Source organism: uncultured Azohydromonas sp., assembly GCF_937926365.1.
Classification (GTDB): domain Bacteria; phylum Pseudomonadota; class Gammaproteobacteria; order Burkholderiales; family Burkholderiaceae_C; genus Azohydromonas.
Window position 1 is genome coordinate 1 of the sequence record NZ_CALAOH010000040.1, and the last position, 14,734, is coordinate 14,734.

The 14,734-nt window shown below is 69.7% G+C and carries 15 protein-coding genes; 10 read left to right on the plus strand and 5 right to left on the minus strand.

All coding sequences use genetic code 11. The annotated features are described in order from the left end of the window. Both Q0741_RS03745 and Q0741_RS03750 read left to right on the plus strand, forming a co-directional pair. A partial coding sequence (locus tag Q0741_RS03745; RefSeq protein WP_298231854.1) for a hypothetical protein occupies positions 1-245 on the plus strand: 245 nt, incomplete at its 5' end. A 42-nt stretch (positions 246-287) separates the two neighbouring features. After that, positions 288-1,295: a patatin-like phospholipase family protein gene (locus Q0741_RS03750; protein WP_298231855.1), complete on the plus strand. Its 1,008-nt coding sequence runs from the start codon at positions 288-290 to the stop codon at positions 1,293-1,295. A 122-nt stretch (positions 1,296-1,417) separates the two neighbouring features. Here the strand turns inward: Q0741_RS03750 and Q0741_RS03755 are convergent, their stop codons facing one another. Together Q0741_RS03755 and Q0741_RS03760 are read right to left on the minus strand one after the other, a co-directional pair. Then, positions 1,418-3,424, minus strand: coding sequence for a S9 family peptidase (locus Q0741_RS03755; protein WP_298231856.1), 2,007 nt, complete (start codon positions 3,422-3,424; stop codon positions 1,418-1,420). Positions 3,425-3,585: 161 nt separating this feature from the next. Continuing rightward, complete coding sequence (locus Q0741_RS03760) at positions 3,586-3,741, minus strand: hypothetical protein (protein WP_298231857.1); 156 nt, start codon at positions 3,739-3,741, stop codon at positions 3,586-3,588. A gap of 286 nt (positions 3,742-4,027) precedes the next feature. On the opposite strand from Q0741_RS03760, the gene Q0741_RS03765 reads away from it, so the two are divergent. The 6 genes from Q0741_RS03765 to Q0741_RS03790 all read left to right on the plus strand — a co-directional run bounded on the left by Q0741_RS03765 (position 4,028) and on the right by Q0741_RS03790 (position 7,940). Then, the gene (locus Q0741_RS03765; RefSeq protein WP_298231858.1) at positions 4,028-4,567 is read left to right on the plus strand and encodes a DUF2244 domain-containing protein; all 540 of its coding nucleotides are present in this window, start codon (positions 4,028-4,030) and stop codon (positions 4,565-4,567) included. A 33-nt stretch (positions 4,568-4,600) separates the two neighbouring features. Continuing rightward, entirely contained in the window at positions 4,601-6,016 is a 1,416-nt protein-coding gene (locus Q0741_RS03770; protein WP_298231859.1) for an NAD(P)/FAD-dependent oxidoreductase, read from the plus strand. Positions 6,017-6,203: 187 nt separating this feature from the next. Continuing rightward, complete coding sequence (locus Q0741_RS03775) at positions 6,204-6,659, plus strand: hypothetical protein (RefSeq protein ID WP_298231860.1); 456 nt, start codon at positions 6,204-6,206, stop codon at positions 6,657-6,659. A gap of 53 nt (positions 6,660-6,712) precedes the next feature. After that, positions 6,713-7,069, plus strand: a complete 357-nt coding sequence (locus Q0741_RS03780; protein WP_298231861.1) for a VOC family protein — start codon at positions 6,713-6,715, stop codon at positions 7,067-7,069. A 26-nt stretch (positions 7,070-7,095) separates the two neighbouring features. Beyond that, on the plus strand, positions 7,096-7,572 hold the full coding sequence (locus Q0741_RS03785; RefSeq protein WP_298231862.1) for a pyridoxamine 5'-phosphate oxidase family protein: 477 nt from the start codon (positions 7,096-7,098) through the stop codon (positions 7,570-7,572). Between the two features lie 173 nt (positions 7,573-7,745). Further along, complete coding sequence (locus Q0741_RS03790; RefSeq protein WP_298231863.1) at positions 7,746-7,940, plus strand: hypothetical protein; 195 nt, start codon at positions 7,746-7,748, stop codon at positions 7,938-7,940. A 74-nt stretch (positions 7,941-8,014) separates the two neighbouring features. Here the strand turns inward: Q0741_RS03790 and Q0741_RS03795 are convergent, their stop codons facing one another. Both Q0741_RS03795 and Q0741_RS03800 read right to left on the minus strand, forming a co-directional pair. Then, positions 8,015-9,448, minus strand: coding sequence for a PLP-dependent aminotransferase family protein (locus Q0741_RS03795; RefSeq protein WP_298231864.1), 1,434 nt, complete (start codon positions 9,446-9,448; stop codon positions 8,015-8,017). A gap of 222 nt (positions 9,449-9,670) precedes the next feature. Continuing rightward, complete coding sequence (locus tag Q0741_RS03800) at positions 9,671-11,602, minus strand: 2-isopropylmalate synthase (protein WP_298231865.1); 1,932 nt, start codon at positions 11,600-11,602, stop codon at positions 9,671-9,673. Between the two features lie 430 nt (positions 11,603-12,032). On the opposite strand from Q0741_RS03800, the gene Q0741_RS03805 reads away from it, so the two are divergent. After that, positions 12,033-12,665, plus strand: a complete 633-nt coding sequence (locus Q0741_RS03805) for a hypothetical protein (protein ID WP_298231866.1) — start codon at positions 12,033-12,035, stop codon at positions 12,663-12,665. Between the two features lie 195 nt (positions 12,666-12,860). Here the strand turns inward: Q0741_RS03805 and Q0741_RS03810 are convergent, their stop codons facing one another. After that, positions 12,861-14,300 (minus strand): PLP-dependent aminotransferase family protein, encoded by a 1,440-nt coding sequence (locus tag Q0741_RS03810; protein ID WP_298231867.1) that lies wholly within the window; start codon positions 14,298-14,300, stop codon positions 12,861-12,863. Between the two features lie 151 nt (positions 14,301-14,451). Here Q0741_RS03810 and Q0741_RS03815 point away from each other — a divergent pair. After that, on the plus strand, positions 14,452-14,734 hold a 283-nt coding region (locus tag Q0741_RS03815), incomplete at its 3' end, for a DUF2917 domain-containing protein (protein ID WP_298231868.1).

The window sequence follows — 14,734 nt, forward strand, 5'->3', positions numbered from 1 at the left end:
CGGCGGCGCGCTTCTTCCTGCAACAGGGCGAGCGCGCGCCGGACAGCGACGGCGCGCTGTTCGCGCCGCGCCCGCTGCGCGCGGCGGTGCACGGCGCCTGGGGCATGGCCGAACGGCGCAAGGCTGGTGGCCTGGGCATGGCGCTGCTGGGCGCGGTGGCCGTGGCGGCGGGGATGGCAAGCTGGCTGCTCTCGGGCGGGCGGCGCAACGGGCGCGAGCAGGCACGGCTGGGCGCGAAGCGCTGAGCGGCGCGGCGGAACCGGCAGGCAGTACGACGAAAGGCAACGATGAGGACGGTGGTGGTGTTCCAGGGCGGTGGCGCGCTGGGGGCGTTCGGCGGCGGCGCGTGGGCGTCCGTCGCGCCGTGGCTGCGGGCGCGGGGCGACCGGGTGGTGGCGCTGGCGGGCACCTCCATCGGCGCCGTCAATGCCGCCGTGGCGGCGCGGCAGCTGCACACGGCCGATGCCGGCGTGCAGGCGCTGCTGCACCTGTGGCGCCACGAGATCGCCACGCCCTCGTTCCCGTTCCTGGGTTTCGCGGTGGGCGACAGCCGCCATGCCGCGGCGCTGCGGGCGTGGAACGGCCTGCTCACCGGCATGCTGCTGGGCACACGCAACCTGTACCGGGCGCAGCCGTTGCACTGGTTGCCGTGGGCCGGCGCGAGCCGGATGGACTACCCGCTGTACGACCGCGGCGCGATGTGGTCGCTGCTGGAGCGGCAGGTGGGGCGCTACGCCAGCGTCACCGCCGCGCAGCCGCTGCTGGCCGCGGGCGCGGTGGACCTGCTCTCGGGCGAGCTGCGCCTGTTCGACAGCGACGAGGCGCCCATCGGGGCGGCGGAGCTGGCGGCCAGCTCGGCGATTCCGATGGTGTTCGAGCCGGTGGAGATCGGCGGGCGGCACTACTGGGACGGCGACGTCACGCGCGACTCGCTGCTGCCCGGGCTGCTGGCGCGGCTGCGCGCGAGCGGGCGGCTGCGCGAAGGCGAGGCCCTGCAGCTGGTGAGCATCGAGCAGTTCCCGCGCGCGATGGCGGCGCTGCCGCGGTCCGGCGCCGAGTTGCGCTGGCGGGCCATGAGCCTGATGCAGGTGGACAAACTCGTGCCGCCGAAGCTGCCGGAGGTGAAGCGCTGGATCCGCATCACGCGGCCGCCGCTGCCGGAGGACGCGATTTCCGCGGACTTCGATTACTCACCCGAGCGGCTGGAAACCTTGATCACGCAGGGGCGAGACACGGCGCGCGCGGCGCTGGTGGGGTCGCTGGCGGGAGTGGAGGAGACGGGGGCGGGGAGGTAAGGGGCTGCCGAACGTTGGGCGGGAGCTGAGTTGCCTCACCAATTGCTGCGTTACTCCCGCCTTCGCGCAGTGCAGTCCGGGGAATGTCGGCGCGGCGTCGGTGCCGGCGTCGGCCGCGCCGCTCACTGCCCGTCGCTGCGCTGGCCGCCGTTGGCCTCGCGCCCGCCGTCCGGGTCCAGCGGCTGCTCCGCCCAGCGCTGCACCCACTCGACGATGCGCCGCACGCCGTCCAGGCGGAACGAGGGCTTGCCGTCCTTGAGCACGTGGTGGTCGCCACCGGGGTACAGCACCATCTCGCACGGCGCGTCGGTGGCGCGCATCAGGCTCACGAAGAGCTCCTCGGACTGGCACTTCGGACAGCGCTCGTCCTCCTTGCCCTGCAGGATCAGCGTGGGCGTGCGCGCCCGCTCGATCTCCGTCATGGGAGAGAGCCGCCGGCTGGTCTCGCGGTCGATGCGCGGGGTGCCGCACATGTCGTAGGGATCGCTGTAGTAGCCGCTGTCGCTGGTGCCGTAGTGCGTCTCCAGGTTCGTCACCGGCGCGCACACCACCGCGGCGCGGAAGACGCGGCAGTGCCCGAGGGCCCAGGCCGCCATGTAGCCGCCATACGAGCTGCCGGTGATCGCCAGCCGCTCGTCGGCCAGGCCCTCGCGCTGCAGCGCTTCGATGATGGCCAGGATCTGCGGCAGGTCGTACTCGCCCCAATGGCCGCGCAACCGCTCGGCGAACTCGCGCCCGTAGCTGCTGGAGCCCACGGTGTTGGGCACCACCATCAGCCAGCCGCGCGCGCACAGCACGGGCCAGAACGCATGGTTCTGGAAGCTCAGGTCGGCATAGCTGGCCGGGCCGCCGTGCACGTCCACCAGCACCGGCATGGGCCCCTGCGTGTCGCGGGCGCGGATCAGCCATGCATCGACCTGTTCCATGCCGCCCTTGCCATCGGGCACCTGGAAATGCCGCACTTCGGCATGCAGCGGCTCGCGCTCGTGCCACCAGGTGTTCAGGCGGCTCAGGGTCTGCTCGTGGCGTCCGTCCAGGTCCGCGGCGCCCAGCTCCAGCGGCGCGTCGCCGCTCTCCCAGAAGAAGGCCATTCGGGAGCGCGCCACCGCGATGCCGCCGAGCTGCCGCTCGCCGTCCACCAGCAGGCGCCGTTCGCCCCCGGGCACCGACAGGCTCACCAGGTGCTGGCGCCCGCGCTGCGCCAGCAACAGGCGCAGCTGCGCGCTGTCGGTGCTCCAGTACAGGCTGCTGCTGGGCACCACCTCCAGGTCGTCGCCGCCGAGCATGCGCACCTGGCCCGAATCCGGCTCGGCCAGCCACAGCTGCATCTTGGCGTCGCCCTCGTCGATGTTGCCGGTGAAGGCGATCCAGCGCCCATCGGGCGACCACCGCGGCGCGCTCGCGTTGCCCTGCTCGTGCGTGAGCTGGCGCGCGTGGCCGCCGTCGGCGTCCGCCACCCAGAGCCCGGTGCGGTGCGCCAGGCGCCCCTCGCGCGTGCGGCTGTACACGACGCGCCGGCCGTCGGGCGACCACGCCGCGGAGCGCACCTCGAAGGCGCCCTGCGTGAGCTGGCGGTCCTCGCCGCTGGCGATGTCGAGCGTGAAGAGGTGGATCTGCTGCGCCAGCAGGTAGCCCACGCCGTCGAGCTTGTACGGCAGCCGCCATACCACCTCGGGCGCGTCCGTGTCGCGGGGCTGGTCCAGCTTCGAGGGCGCGCCGCGCGCCTCGGGGTCCACGTCCACGATGCTGGTGAGCAGCAGGCGGCGCCCGTCGGGGCTCCATTCGAAGGCCGACACGCCGCCCTTGAAGAAGCTGATCTGCCGCGCCTCGCCGCCGTCGGGGCGGATCAGGAACACCTGGTTCAGGCCGGCACGGTCGGAGATGAAGGCGATCCGATTGCCGTCGGGCGACCAGCGCGGCTGCCTGTCCTGGGAGGTGCCGGCGGTAAGCGGGCGCGGCTCGGCGCTGCCGTCCAGCGGGAAGAGCCAGAGGGTGCTGCGGTAGCCGTCGCTGTCGCGATGCGGGCACTTGACCGCGCACACCGCCACGTCGTGCGCGGACACGGCGTGGATGTCGTCGATGCGTTGTTCGAGCAAAAGGTCTTCGACCCCGAAGGATGCGGTGGGCATGGCGTCTGACTCCAGCGACGCCGCGCGCTCCTCGGCCGGCATCGACGGCACGTTGATCGATGAAGGAATCGGGTGTCCCGGCGCCGCGCACGGCACCGGGACCGGGACCGGGCCGTCAAGGCCCCATCAACGCCAACAAGCGGACTGCGGAAGCCGCGCTGTCACTCGTCCTGGTTGCGCTCCTGGTTCTGGTTCTGGCCTTGCTGCTGCTTGCGGTTCTGGTCCTGGTTCTGCTGGTTGCGGTTCTGGTTGTTCTGCTCCTGCTGCTGGTTGCGGTTCTGGTTCTGGTTTTGCTGGTTGCGGTCCTGCTGGGTCATGTCGAACTCCTGTGGTTGCGGTTGCCGGCGCCATGGGGCCGGTCACTGGAGCGGAGGCAAACCCAGGTCCCAGCGCGGCCCGGGCCGAATACCGGGCGGGCCAGGGCAGGCGCCTTGTCCGTTGAAGCGCGCCACCCAGCGCGGGGAGTGCCGACGCCCGCTGCGCGCTTCCCGCTCCCGAACCCTGAAGGTGCGGCCTTGTCGAAATTCCCCCTGCGCGGCGGTACGCGCCCGGGCCGGGCGTTTGCTGTACCGCGGCTGCACAAGACGCCAACGACGCCGTCCCATGCACGCCCCGCCGGATCTCCCGCCCACGCCCGCACTGCCCGTGCGCGACGGGTGCGACAGCTGCGCCGGCTGTCCCGCGCTGTGCTGGCAGTTGCGCCGCAACTGCCGCCTGACGCCCCGGCAGATGGGCCTGGCCTTCGGCGCGGTGTGCGTGTTTCACCTGCTGCTGGCGCTGGGGTTCTGGGCGCTGGGCTTCCCGCTGATCAGCCTGTTCGCCTGCATCGAGGTGGCGGCGCTGGCGGCGGCGCTGGTGGTGCACGCGCGCCACGTGCTGGACCGCGAAACCATCACCCTGGCGGCGGACCGGCTTTGCGTGGAGCAGCACTGCGGCGGACGGGTGCAGCGCACCGAGCTGCCCGCGGCCTGGGTGCGGGTGCACAGCGACGGCCCGGCGGCGCTGGTGCGGCTGAGCGCCGGCGAGCGCAGCGTGTTCGTGGGGCGGCACTTGGTGCCGGCGCAGCGCCCGCTGATGGCCCGCGAGCTGCGGCGCGCGCTCGCGGATACCCGGCAGCCGGCGGAGGACTGCCCGAAGACGTGATCGCGCGGCATACGGGTTGCCCCCAGGTTCCGCATGAACCGATGGCACCTCTCCCCTGGCGGCCCGCGGTCGCCCTCCTCCTCTTCCTTCCATGACAGCCGCCCGGCGCTGTTCTCCACCTCGGAGCTGCGCGAGCACGGCGGACCGCATCGCATCGTGATCGTCGGCGGCGGCGCCGGCGGGCTGGAGCTGGCGGTGCACCTGGGCGAGCAACTGCGCAAGCTGCGCCGGCGCGAGGCGCCGGCGGAGGTGGTGCTGATCGACGCCGCGCTCACGCACGTCTGGAAGCCCTGGCTGCACGAGCTGGCCGCGGGCACGCTGGGCGGGCATGACGCGGGCGTGGAGTTCCTGCAGCAGGCGCGGCGGCACAACTTCCGCTTCCACCTGGGCACGCTGGAGTCGCTGGACCGGGCCCGCCACGAGCTCTGGCTGGCGCCGCTGGTGGACGACGAGGGGACGGAGATCGCGCCGCGCCGCCCGGTGGCCTACGACACGCTGGTGATCGCGGTGGGCAGCATCGTCAACGACTTCCACACGCCCGGCGTGGCCGAACACGCCATCGCGCTCAACAGCGCCGCCGACGCCACGCGCTTTCACCGGCTGCTGCTGGCGGCTTGCGCGCGGGCCGAGGTGCGCTCGGGCGGGCCGGTGCAGATCGCCATCGTCGGCGGCGGCGCCACGGGCGTGGAGCTGGCGGCGGAGCTGATCGAGTCGGTGCACGCCATTGCCGGCCTGGGCACGGAGCTGCGGCAGGAGCCGCAGCCGGTGCAGCTGCGGCTGATCGAATCGGGCGACCGGCTGGTGAGCGCGCTGTCCGAGGACATCAGCCGCCAGGCGCGCGAGGACCTGGAGGCGCGCGGCGTGGAAGTGCTGCTGGGCCGCCGCGTCACGGAGGTGGCCGCCAATCACGTGGTGCTCGACGGCCACGAGGTGCTGCCCGCGGAGCTGACGGTGTGGGCCGCGGGCATCCGCGGGCCGGAGGTGCTGGAGAAGCTGGACGGGCTGGAACTCAACCGCAGCCGGCAGCTGCTGGTGCGCGACACGCTGCAGAGCACGCTGGACGCGGACGTGTTCGCGATGGGCGACTGCGCGAGCTGCGTACCCGAGGCCGGGGCGCCGGCCGTGCCGCCGCGGGCGCAGGCGGCGCAGCAGGAGGCGCGCTACCTGGCCGACGCGCTGCTGCGCCGGCTGGAGTCGCGGCCGGTGGAGGGTTTCAGGTTCCACGACCGCGGCTCGCTGGTGTCGCTGGGCAGCCGCGACGCGGTGGGGCGCATCCTGGGCCGAATGCCCGGACACGGCGTGCGGCTGCAGGGGCTGCTGGCGCGCTGGGCCTACTGGAGCGCGCACCACGCGCACATGGTCCGGCTGCAGGGGGCGCTGAGAACGGCCTGGGACCAGGTGGGGAACTGGATCGACGGGCGGACGCAGGCGAGGGTGAAGTTGCACTGATCAGGCGTGTGATCTATTTCACGGCCAGATCTTCCGATTGGCGCCGTGCGCGGAATCGGGTGCGGTACACGAGCCTGCCGGCGTAGGCTTGTTCGATGCCCAGCCGCTTCGTGAAGAGAACCGGTTTTCACCCGGTCCCCCATGCGAAGCCTGATTCACCCCTCTGATTTCCGACATCAGTCCGCCCATGCCCGCTCTGATTCCGAACTGCCAAGTTCCCGAGGAATATGAAACTCTTCTGCGTGACCGGGGTTTCGTGCACGAAACCTCGGCTGCGGGTGTACTGGAGCGGGAGGCGCCGGACACGGATGCTCTCCCCGCCCCCGTCGTCTTTCGCTCGCCGCACCTGGATCTGAGATTCGTGTGGAAACGGGGTGTGGAAGCGCAGGTGGGCCCGCCGGGCGCCGGCGGAAACCAGTGGCTGGCCCTTGAGCCGCTGATCCTCTTCGTCACCGGCCAACCCGCCCATGGGAATAAAGGCCGTCCGCTCCCGGCTCACGAATACTGCGCAGCGGGCCTGGCCAAGCACTTCGAGAAAATCGCTACCGCCGTATCCGCGCAGCAGATTGAAAATACCCGGCAAGCAATCAAAAAAGCAGCCGACGAGAGCTTCAAAAAGGCGTTCGCCAACGGCAGGAGATGAACAGGCACCGGCAGGCGCCGAGTCTTTTCATCAGGAAGCGTGAGGAACCTCGAATGCAGCAAACCGTCATCCCCCAGCTACGAACCATCAACGCCGAAAGAAGTCTTTCGTTCTATGTGGACGGCCTGGGCTTTAGCGTGGACTGGGAACACCAGTTTGAACCGGGCTTCCCGCTATTCCTACAGCTGACGAGGTCCGGCCAAACGATTTTTCTCACGGAGCACGCGGGCGACTGCCAGGTGGGCGGAGCGGTTTATTTCAAAGTTCAGGATGCCACGGCCTGCCACGCCGAGTTTGCGCAGCGCGGAATCGTCGCCACACATCCACCGACGCAAACGCCATGGGAAACCTGCGAATTCGTTCTCACGGACCCGGATGGAAACCGGCTGCGCTTTGCCAGTGATTTATGAGGGCGCACGACAATCCATCCACAACCATGCTCACCCCCGAAGTCATCGCCTACGCCCAGCGCTCCGTGCTCGCCTGGCTAGCAACCGTCGATCCAGCCGGATGTCCCAATGTTTCGCCCAAGGAGATTTTCACGGTCGTCGATGAGCGGTTCTTCGTCATCGCCAACATCGCCTCCCCCTGCTCGGTACGGAATCTGCGCGCGAACGACCGGGCCTGCCTGAGTTTCATCGACGTCTTCGTGCAAAAGGGATTCAAGGTGAAGGGGCGGGCGGAAATCATCGAGCCCACCCATCCGGACTTTCCAAAATGGTCCGTACCGTTGCGGGAAATGACGCGGGACCAATTTCCCCTTCGCTCCGTGATCGTGCTGCATCCGGAGGTCGTCGAGCCGATCCTGGCGCCCAGCTACACGTTTTTCGCCGCCGGGACCACCGAAGAGAGCCAGATTGCGGCCGCCATGAGGACTTATGGCGTTCAGCCACGGCAGCCCGGCTGCACCTGACTGAGTCTGCGAAGCGTGATTTGTTTCACGCTCGGACTCGGACACCACGGCCTTAGGATGAGGGCGCGACCCACGGGCCCGCGCGCCAGGCGCGGCGAACTCGAACGAGGTTGGGCATCGCACCACGGGTAGGAATCGCCTCGCATGGGGCATTTGCATGGAGAACGTCCGACATGGCGAACGAAAAGAACTCCGCCGGGGGAAGAAATGACTGGGACAACGACCGGCTGAAACAGGACTGGAAAATGTGGCGGGAAATCACCGGCGGCGGCCGCACGCTGACCGAGGAGCAGCAAAACCGCTATGAAGCCACCCGCAAGGAAATGGCCAAGCGGAAACTTATTCCGCTGGAGAGGGATGGGGGCTGAGCAGCCTCGCCGGGGCGAAATGGTGGTGAACGCCCCAAAGCCCCGGCCCTGAATATCCCGAAGACAGCCGGCGTTCAGGCCGGCCGCAGTTCCCGCGCCAATTCCCCGATCCGCCGCAGCGCCCGCCGCTGCGCGTCGTCCCAGCGCCCCACCACGCCCAGCCGCAGGCAGTGCCGGTAGCGCCCGGTGCTGCTGAACATGGTCCCCGGCGCGAACACGATGCGCTCCCGCAGGCAGGCCTCGAACAGTGCCATGGAGTCGCTGCCCGCCGGCAGTTCCACCCACAACAGGAAGCCGCCCGGCGGGTCCGTGACGCGCGTTCCTTTTGGAAAACTCTCGGCGATCAGTCCGCGCGCCTCGTCCACGCGCTGCGCCACGGCCGAGCGCAGCGAGCGGAAGGCGCTCTCCAGCCCGGGCTGCATCAGCAGGTCCGCCATCGCCTGCTCCAGCACCTCGGTGTAGCTGCCCGAGTACACGTGGCGCAGGCGCTGCACCTGCGCCGTCCAGCCCCCGGCGTCCACGTAGCCCACGCGCAGGCCCGGCGCCAGCGTCTTGGAGAAGGAGCCGCACAGCATCACGTGCCCCGTGGCGTCGTAGCTGCGCACCGCTCGGCGCTGCTCGTCGTGCTCGCACAGCGGGTTGTAGAGCACGTCCTCGATCAGCGGCACGCCGCGCTGCGCCACCAGCTGCGCCAGCCGCCGACGCTCCGCCAGCGGCATGCTCGACCCCAGCGGGTTGGACAGCGTGGGCACCGCCAGCACCGCCTTCACCGGCTGCGTGTCGAAGGCCAGCGACAGCGCGTCCACCGACAGCCCGTGGCGCGGGTGCGTGGGAATCTCCAGCGCGCGCAGGTGCATGCTCTCCAGCAGCTCCAGGAAACCGTAAGAGGTGGGCGACTCCAGCGCCACCACGTCGCCGGGCTTGGTCACGGCCCGCAGGCACAGGCTGATGGCCGCCTGGCAGCCGGTGGTGGAGACGATGCGCTCCGGGTCGAGCTGGCAGCCCATGGCCAGCGCCTGCCGCGCCACGGCACGGCGGAACTCGGGCGTGCCGCTGCCCAGCGGATAGCGGCACAGCGAGGCGCGGTGCCGCTGCGCCGCGCGGCTCAGCGCCCGCCGCACGCGCTCCTGCGCGAACAGCTCCGCCGCCGGGTAGGCGGCGCCAAAGGACGTGAAGTTTGGGTCCTGCGCCAGCGCCGTCACCTGCACGCCCAGCGAACTCACCGCCACCGGCTGCGCCGCTGCCGGCAGCGGCGTGGTCTCGGGCTCGGGCGGGCGCCGCACGCTGCGCGCCGCCACGAAGTAGCCCGAGCGCGGCCGGGCCTCGATCAGCCGCGCGTCCTCCAGCGTGCGGTAGGCCTGCACCACGGTGGACATCGATACCCCTTGCTGCCGCGCCAGCTCGCGCACGGAGGCGATGCGCTCGCCCCGCGCCAGCGTCCCGGCGCGGATGGAGCTGGCAAGCTGGTCGGCAATGCGCAGGTACAGGGTGTCTTCGGTGCGGTCCATGCCAGATTCTGTGCGGCTCGCCCGCGAGGCGGGCAGTACAGATCGGGCCGCTTGTGACCGGCACAGCGGGCCGGGCCAGCTCCCGGCTGCGGTCAGGCGAGGCGGACGCGGGCATGCGCGCAGGGCGGATGGAGCAGGCCAACAGGAGGGCCGATGACGGCGCGGTGAGCCGGCTGCGACCGGACCCTCCGCCGCCACGCCATCCGGACCCAATGGAGCGGGTCAGCAGCCCGTGTCCTGGGGTCCGCCGCCGCCCAGGACGCCCGTCACCGTCGCGCGGTACACGGCGCTGATCTTGTTGGGCGCGTTGAGCTTCTGCATGGCCTGCTGGACGTGGAAATTCACGGTGCGTTCGCTGATGCCCAGGATCGTCGCCAGGTCGCCGGCCGACTTGCCTTCCGCGGACCACTGCAGCACCTCGATCTCCCGTGCGGAGAGCGCCTGGGCGGCGTCGCTGCCCACTGCGGCCATCGCGGAACCCGCCACGCGGGGCGCCTCGGCCAGGACCCGCGACGCCGCCGACAGCAGCGCCAGGATCGACGCCGTGGCCAAGTTCCCGTGGCGGCCGGCGCCGAAGCGCGTGCCCGGCATGCCGGCGCAGGAGATCTCCACGATGGCCAGCGCGGCGGCATCCGCCCCGGCGCCCAGGCTCCTTTCCTCGTAGGCATGCACCGTCAACGGCAGGCCGAGGGCACGCACGGCGGCGTCGATGGGCCCGTTGCCCGAGCCGCGCAGCATGCGGCGGGCATTTGCGCCGCCCAGCTCCAGCTCGATGGATTGCCGCTCGCCGTCGCCCTCCAGCCGGTGCGAGGCGTAGGCCAGCGGATTTCTCGGGTCGTGCGGCGGCGCCAGGTAGGTGGCGTCGAACAGGCGCCACAGCACCTCCGCGCTGATCTCCGCTTCGCTGGCGTCCGCGGCGCGCTGCACCACCGAGCTGAGTTCGATCTGCATGCGCCGCGGCATCACCACGCCATGCGCCTGCTCCAGCAAATACGCGATGCCGCCTTTTCCGGACTGGGCATTGACGCGAATGATCCCGTCGTAACTGCGCCCGATATCCACCGGGTCGATGGGCAGGTACGGCACCGCCCAGGGCGCGTTCGGGCGCTGCGCGGCCATGCCTTTCTTGATGGCGTCCTGGTGCGATCCGGAAAACGCGGTGAATACCAGGTCGCCGACATAAGGATGGCGCGGGTGGATCGGCAGCCCGGTGCTTTCCTCGATGAGGCGGGCCAGGCCGTTGATGTCCGACAGGTCGAGCCGCGGGTGGATGCCGTGGGTGTAGAGGTTCAGCGCCAGCGTCACCAGGTCCACGTTGCCGCTGCGCTCGCCGTTGCCGAACAGGCAGCCTTCCACGCGCTCGGCGCCCGCCAGCAGCGCCTGCTCCGCACAGGCCACGCCGGTGCCGCGGTCGTTGTGCGGATGCACCGACAGCACCACGTGCTCGCGACGCTCCAGGCGGCGGTTCATCCACTCGATCTGGTCGGCGAACACGTTGGCCGTGGTCACCTCGACCGTGGTCGGCAGGTTGATGATGATCTTGCGGCCCGGACCGGCATCCCAGGCGCGGATGGCCGTGTTGCAGGCCAACAGCGACACCTCCAGCTCCGTCATGCAGAAGGTCTCGGGGCTGTACTGCAGCGTCCACTGCGTCTCGGGATGCCGGCTGGTCAGGCGCCTGAGCAGGCTCACGTGCTCCTCGATGAGCTGCATCACCTGCTCCACGCTCATGTCGAAGACGACCCGGCGCCACAAGGGCGAGGTGGCGTTGTAGAGGTGGACGATGGCGCGGCGGGCGCCGGCCAGCGACTGCACCGTGCGCTCGATCAGGTCGGCCCGGGCCTGCGTGATGACCATGGGCGTGACGTCGTCCGGAATCAGGTCCTGCGCCACCAGATCGCGCACGACATCGAAATCGATCTGCGACGCGGAGGGAAATCCGACCTCGATTTCCTTGAAGCCCACGCGCACCAGCGCCTGGAACAGCGAGAGTTTCCGTTCGCGGCTCATCGGCTCGAACAAGGCCTGGTTGCCATCGCGCAGGTCGGTGGACAGCCATACCGGCGCCCGGTCGATGGTGCGGTTGGGCCATTCACGGTCCGGAAGCTGGACGGTGGCAGGGCGCGAGTATTTGACGGCGGGATGGGAAAGCATTCGGGCACCTCGGCTCGGGCGCCGCCAAACGGGGCGGCGCCTTAAAGCACGTTGAAAAACAAATCAAATGAATTTCCCTCCAGCCCTCGCCAATGCCGGGAGCCTGGTTCGCGGCCGGGGTCAGGGGAAATCCGTGCGTGCCGGCGCTCAGCGCCCGTACACATGCCAACCCCGGCCAGGTGCTAGACCTAGGCTTAGGACGGGGCGAGGCAGGAGATGCATGGAAAGGATGGTGCCTGCTGGGTACAGGGGTGTCTACTGTCAGAGTCGGCAAATGGGGCGGGATTTCCACGCCAGGCCCACGCGGTGCACCACCGGTTCGGCGCCACCCAGCGCCGTGAGTGGCTTGCTGCGGTCGTGCGGCAGCAGCTGCAATAGCTACCCTTTCGCCGGCCGCTGAGTTTCAACCTTAGCTCGCAGAGGAGGACATATGGCACTTCACCCGTACTCACTCGACGACTCCCTCAACGCGTCCGAGCGCCTACAGGTCGCTTACAAGCTCGCCGCAACCGCCAGCATCGTCGTTGGAGCAGCCAGCGCTGCGATTGCGGTAGCCACGAAATACTACGGAACAGTCGCAGCGCTGGCCGCGCCATCAACTGTCGTTGTTTACCTGTTCCTCGTGCGCTTGGTTGAACTCTATCTTTGGAAGTGGCGATCGACACGTTTCCTCCTGGGAATAACACTGCCAAACATCAACCGGACGTGGAACGGAACGGTCGAAACACGGAGAAGAGATGGACAGCAAATAGCCGGCAACACGGGAAGAATGACGATCAAGCAGAGCTGGTCAACCCTCGGTGTTGAGTTTGAAACGGATCGGACATGCTCCCACAGCGTGGGTGCCTTCATGACAATGGACGCGGCTCATCTCGTCCTTACGATCGAGTACCGCGCCGACGTTCGTGAATTGCATAAAGACGACCCAAACGTACAAGCTCATCGAGGAACGTGCCGATACCGGATCATGACCACAGAGCAAGGATGCGACCTTCAGCAAATCGAGGTCCCTTACTACACGGACCATCGTGAGACTGGAATCATCAGACTGACGAAGGCCTGAATTCAATCCAATCCCAGGCGATCAAATCGTGCATCCTCAACAAGAGAACGGAATACGGGCTTGAAAACCACATTGAATCCGTATGACCTGTCTGCGCAACCAATCCGGCCGGGTTGCTGTAGATGACTGGAGCACCATTTCAGTGAATGCCTGCGGGGCCCTGGCGCAACACGAAGCCCGGGCACACGCCACTTCTCAAGCCATCCCCTCCCCCACCAGCTGCGCCAGCTCCCCCACCCGCCTCAGCGCCCGCCGCTGCGCCTCGTCCCACCGCCCGCCCAGCCCCAGCCGCACGCAGTGCCGGTAGCGCCCCGTGGTGCTGAACATGGTCCCCGGCGCGATGCAGATGCGCTCCTTCAGGCAGGCATCGAACAGCGCCATCGAGTCGCTGCCCGCGGGCAGCTCCACCCACAGGATGAAGCCGCCCGGCGGGTCCGTGACGCGCGTGCCCTTGGGAAAGCTCTCCGCGATGATCCCGCGCGCCTCGTCCACCCGCGCCGCCACCGTGTTGCGCAGCTGCCGGTAGGCGCTCTCGGTGCCGGGCTGCGTCAGCAGGTCCGCCACCGCCAGCTCCAGGAACTCGGTGTGCGCGCCCGAGTGCACCGCCTTCAGCCGCTTGACCTGCTCCGACCAGCGCCCGGCGTCCACGTAGCCCACGCGCAGGCCCGGCGCCACGGTCTTGGAGAAGGAACCACACATCATCACGTGCCCCGTGTCGTCGTAGCTGCGCACCGCGCGGCGCTGCTCGTCGTGCTCGCACAGGGCGTTGTAGATCACGTCCTCGATCAGCGGCACGCCGCGCCGGGCCACCAGCTGCGCCAGCCGCCGCCGCTCCGCCAGCGGCATGCTCGACCCCAGCGGGTTGGACAGCGTGGGCACCGCCAGCACCGCCTTCACCGGCTGCGTGTCGAAGGCCAGCGACAGCGCGTCCACCGACAGCCCGTGGCGCGGGTGCGTGGGAATCTCCAGCGCCCGCAGGTGCATGCTCTCCAGGATTTCCAGGAAGCCGAAGTAGGTCGGCGACTCCAGCGCCACCACGTCGCCGGGCTTGGTCACGGCGTGCAGGCACAGGCTCACCGACTCCAGGCAGCTGTTGGTCACCAGGATGTCGCGCAGGTCGAGCTGGCAGCCCATGCTCAGCGCCTGGCGCGCGATGGCGCGGCGCAGCTCCGGCGTGCCTGAGCCGAGCGGGTAGCGGCTGAGCGTGGCGCGGTTGCGCTGCGCGGCCCGACCGATGGCGCGGCGGATGCGCTCGTAGGGGAACAGCTCGTCGCCGGGCGTGGCGGCACCGAAGGAGATGAAGCCCGGGTCCACCGCCATGGAGAACACCCGCGAGCCCATGGAGCTCACCGACACCGTCTGCGACTGCGGCGGCAGCGGCGTGGTTTCCGGCTCGGGCGGACGCCGCGTGCTGCGCGCCGCCACGAAGTAGCCCGAGCGCGGGCGCGCCTCGATCAGCCGCGCATCCTCCAGCGTGCGGTAAGCCTGCACCACCGTCGCCATCGACACGCCCTGCTGGCGCGCCAGCTCGCGCACGGAGGCGATGCGCTCGCCCCGCGCCAGCGTGCCGGCCCGGATCGAGCCGGCCAGCTGGTCGGCAATGCGCAGGTACAGGGTGTCTTGTGTGCGGTCCATGCCGGATTCTGTGCCGGTCCGTCGCGCACAGACCAATACAGATGCCGACGCATCCGACCGGCACAGCCGCCCGCACCGGGGCGCTGTGCCGGCTGTATTGGCCACTTTCTGCATCTGTGCAGGTTCACTGCCCACGCCGAAAGTGGCTGCCATGGACACCACCACCGCAGCCGCCACCGCCATGAACACCTCCACTACCGCCTTCGACCTGGCTCCCGGCGCGACGGTCGCGCTGCACCACGCCGCCGGCCGCGAGCTGGTCGTGTACAGCGGCCGCGTCTGGGTCACCTGCAGCGGCTGCGCGCAGGACCTGTTCCTGAGCGCCGGCCAGCGCGTGCGCCTGGCCCCCGGCGCGGTCGCCGAGTGCGACAGCCCCGGCGCCGCGCGGCTGCAACTGCTGCCGGCGCATGGCCGGCTGTGGTGGGCCGCCGCGC